At 46.0% G+C, this 3341-nt stretch carries 4 protein-coding genes; 2 read left to right on the top strand and 2 right to left on the bottom strand.

The annotated features are described in order from the left end of the window. Nucleotides 1-210: 210 nt before the first annotated feature. Nucleotides 211-666 carry an NUDIX hydrolase gene (locus AC1DUA_RS30255; RefSeq protein ID WP_477503269.1) on the bottom strand — a complete coding sequence of 152 codons (456 nt, stop codon included), beginning with the start codon at nt 664-666 and terminating at the stop codon, nt 211-213. 371 nt (nt 667-1037) lie between these two features. Between AC1DUA_RS30255 and AC1DUA_RS30250 the strand changes: the two genes are divergently transcribed. Together AC1DUA_RS30250 and AC1DUA_RS30245 are read left to right on the top strand one after the other, a co-directional pair. Beyond that, complete coding sequence (locus AC1DUA_RS30250; RefSeq protein ID WP_477503268.1) at nt 1038-1802, top strand: AIM24 family protein; 765 nt, start codon at nt 1038-1040, stop codon at nt 1800-1802. Between the two features lie 163 nt (nt 1803-1965). Then, nucleotides 1966-2184: a hypothetical protein gene (locus AC1DUA_RS30245; RefSeq protein ID WP_477503267.1), complete on the top strand. Its 219-nt coding sequence runs from the start codon at nt 1966-1968 to the stop codon at nt 2182-2184. 102 nt (nt 2185-2286) lie between these two features. Here the strand turns inward: AC1DUA_RS30245 and AC1DUA_RS30240 are convergent, their stop codons facing one another. Continuing rightward, complete coding sequence (locus AC1DUA_RS30240) at nt 2287-3156, bottom strand: aminoglycoside phosphotransferase family protein (RefSeq protein WP_477503266.1); 870 nt, start codon at nt 3154-3156, stop codon at nt 2287-2289. Nucleotides 3157-3341 lie beyond the last annotated feature (185 nt).

Genomic DNA, 3341 nt, shown 5'->3' with positions numbered 1-3341 from the left:
AGCTTAACGTGCTCCAACCGATAGTCGTATCAAGTGGATAGATGACGGCGCCGTAAATTTTGTCAGGGCCTTCCTATCGTTACATAACTGAGTAAAACGAGAGAAACTCGGACATAAGTCCGAGCTAAGCCGCAGCTCTTATTCTTCATCCTTATGCATTCGAATGATTATTAGAAATATCTATAAAGTAAATAGGATTTTATTTTAAAGTTAGAGGGTTGGTACATAATCCATAAAGAATGAGCTTCCGTCAAAATTCATATATGCTTGATAACGAGTATGCATATCTGGAGCTGTGACCATCTCAAGTACTTTATCTTTTTCGAACCAGAGACTTAATGATGTTTCCTCAGAAGCACGCATTTCTTCACCCACAGGCTTACACATGAAGTCGAAAACAAATTTGGTTGAGACAGCGGCTACATTGCAATGAGACTTATGTGTTCCTGTGTTTGAATAAACTCCAATCAAGTAAGAAATTATTACGTCAATTCCACTTTTTTCTTTTATCCCTCTTATTAAAACATCCATTAACTTTTCACCATCTTCTACTTGCACTCCAGGCAATACCCAACCATCATGTTGTGTCTTTACTAATAGGATATGTCCTGTTTTGTCCTCTACAATACCGCTTACTTCTACAATTGGGGTCAGCATTCTCCTCATCCTCATCACCTCCAAGTGATTAGAACATCGATGCTAGAACAGAGTTCGCACAACTTACTTCACAAGTGCCAACGTGATACTCTTCACCGTTATACAGTGAAAATAGCCAAACACTCTAACCATGAGGACTAGGGTCACTTYCTTTGTGGATATTTTTACCTAAGTAATATCATCGTAATGTTAATTTTATCTGTAACCGACCTTAAAATTAGATAAAGTTTTCCTGTGTGATATCTCATAAAAGCAAAGAAAATGATCCATTCCGGGTGTATCGTGTAACCTTTCTACTTGTAATCCGTATAAATGTGATAGATTTCGCCAAAATGATAGACGCTGCGATAATCGCCACAAAATTAAACGGAGGCATTCATATGGCATTTTCAATAAGTAATTTGACGGATAACAGCAACGTTGTGATCAAGGAGAAATTAGGGCCTTTCAGTGTGCTTGAATATCAGCAGGATTTGAGCAGCACCACCATTGCAGACGCACAAGCCAACTTTTATATGAGCAAGAGTAATATGAAAAAAAGGCAAGTTATGATTGAACTGAACGGTGAGATCATGATGAGCGCAGGCGCGATGCAGTATTATGTCGGCAATATCGAAATGACGTCAGGGGTTAAAGGGGCGGGAGGGTTGCTTCGCAATCTCGTTTCAGGAGCCGTATCCGGGGAAAGTGCTGTCAAACCTGTATATAAAGGGCAAGGGACCATTATGATGGAGCCGACCTACAAATATTTGTGGCTTATCGATGTAGACAATGACCATATTGTGCTGGATGACGGTCTATTCCTCGCCTGCGAGTCGTCGCTCCAAACGCAAGTGGTATCCCGGAAGAACATATCTTCCGCTGTGCTCGGAGGCGAAGGCCTCTTCAATCTCAGCGCCAGAGGCAAAGGTGTACTCGTTGTGGAGGCACCGGTTCCTTCAGAAGAAGCGGTCATTGTGGAATTGAAGAATGATGTACTTCGAGTAGATGGGAATTTTGCAATGATGTGGTCGCATTCGTTGGATTTTACTGTGGAAAAATCGGGGAAATCATTACTCGGGTCCGCAGCCTCCGGCGAGGGGCTTGTCAACGTTTACCGGGGAACGGGTCTCGTTTGGCTGGCACCGTTGTCTGCTTACAAGTAATAAACAGGTGGCGGCGTGGGGAAACGAACCCTCGTCGCCGCTTTTTTTATTTGTATTCAATGCTGGTTTGTACGCAATTTTTACATCCTGCTAATTCGCCCATGACAATTCTTTCGTACAATGAAGACAAACTTCAAGGAAACGGAAGCGGAGGCTGGGATCGATGAAGACAATAAAAATAGTTTGGATATGCGTTGGCTTGTTTTCCCTGACAGCAATCGGTGTAAGTGCTAACGGATTACTCTCCGATAATCAACCTCTGCAGCCGACGGAAACAAATCCGGTCGTCATTCCGTATTCTTCGGAAGCGTACGGTTCGACGGCGCAATTTGAGTATCAATTTGAATGGCAGGGCGGGAAAATCGAGGCGAATCCACAGTAAAGCTGCGAATAAGTCGTTCACCAAGAAGAAGTTGATCAGAAGGATCGTTGATTACCCAAATCGGAGAACCCTCTTGACTCCACGCAGTAATATTATCAAGCATCATTCTGACAATGCTTGGTCGAGCCAGGATTTCGCCTCATGGTACAGAACTGGATTGTTTTCCGGCGTATAGTAAGCCAGTATTGCCACCGCCTGCGATACGACCCATCCACGAGCTCTTGCCCAGGTAGCGTCATCCGTCGGCAGATAGTCACGGAACGCATCACGTGCCGCCGGCGAGTGTAACTTCCAGGCGACCATAATATCGCATGCAGGATCGCCAATGCCCATTGTACCCCAATCGATCACACCAGTGATGCGTTCATTACGCACGAGCCAGTTGCGCACGTCAAGGTCTCCGTGATGCCAAACTGGTGGACCCTCCCACGGAGGCGCAGCAAGTGCCGATTCCCACACAGCCGATACCGCAGGATCTCCGTCGAACTTCGCCAGCCAATATCGGAACTCCTCATCTCGTTGAGCCAAAGGAATGCCGCGGCCTGTCGGTCCACCCGATGGATTGATTCGTTGCAGCGCCGCAACAAACGCTGCAAGATCACGCGCTGCCTGAATCGCGTCAATTTCCTCTAATGGCACCGTCTCACCCTCAACCCACGTATGTATCTCCCAAAACCACGGATATTCGCTATTCGGATGCCCTTGTGCGATAGGTACGGGTATTTCAAGCTGAACCAATGGTCCAAGCTTGGGCAGCCAAGTAAACTCGCGGCTTCCTTGTGTCGTAGGCCCCGACCGCCGCGCTAGCCGAACGGATAATTCTTCGCCAAGCCGGAAGATGGCGTTCACTGTTCCAGCAGGCTCGATCCGTCTCAGGGATAATTTCGCCCAGTGGGGAAACTGGACATCAAGTAGACGGCGCACGACTGCCTCATCTATGTCCATTTCGTCGACGTGCATTTTCGCACCCATTAGTCGCCTCCTCCTCGCTCGTTTTCCAATTAATAACATCCTGAATCACTGCCGTGTTAACCATGAACAGAACTTAACCACCTATCCAACAGTGTATCAAAAAAATTATAAAGTGAGCTGATAATAACCTACTATAATAAAACTATCCTTACCGCAAACTCACCATCCCTTTTGCTCCTTAGTAC

It is taken from the genome of Paenibacillus sp. 01T422 (genome assembly GCF_056398785.1).
Note: the sequence above shows the minus strand (reverse complement) of the source record. Positions and strands in the feature narration are given on the sequence as shown.

Coding starts and splice junctions, on each gene's coding strand:
- AC1DUA_RS30255 (WP_477503269.1), bottom strand. CDS start 666: ATGAGGAGAATGCTGACCCCAATTGTAGAAGTAAGCGGTATTGTAGAG.
- AC1DUA_RS30250 (WP_477503268.1), top strand. CDS start 1,038: ATGGCATTTTCAATAAGTAATTTGACGGATAACAGCAACGTTGTGATC.
- AC1DUA_RS30245 (WP_477503267.1), top strand. CDS start 1,966: ATGAAGACAATAAAAATAGTTTGGATATGCGTTGGCTTGTTTTCCCTG.
- AC1DUA_RS30240 (WP_477503266.1), bottom strand. CDS start 3,156: ATGGGTGCGAAAATGCACGTCGACGAAATGGACATAGATGAGGCAGTC.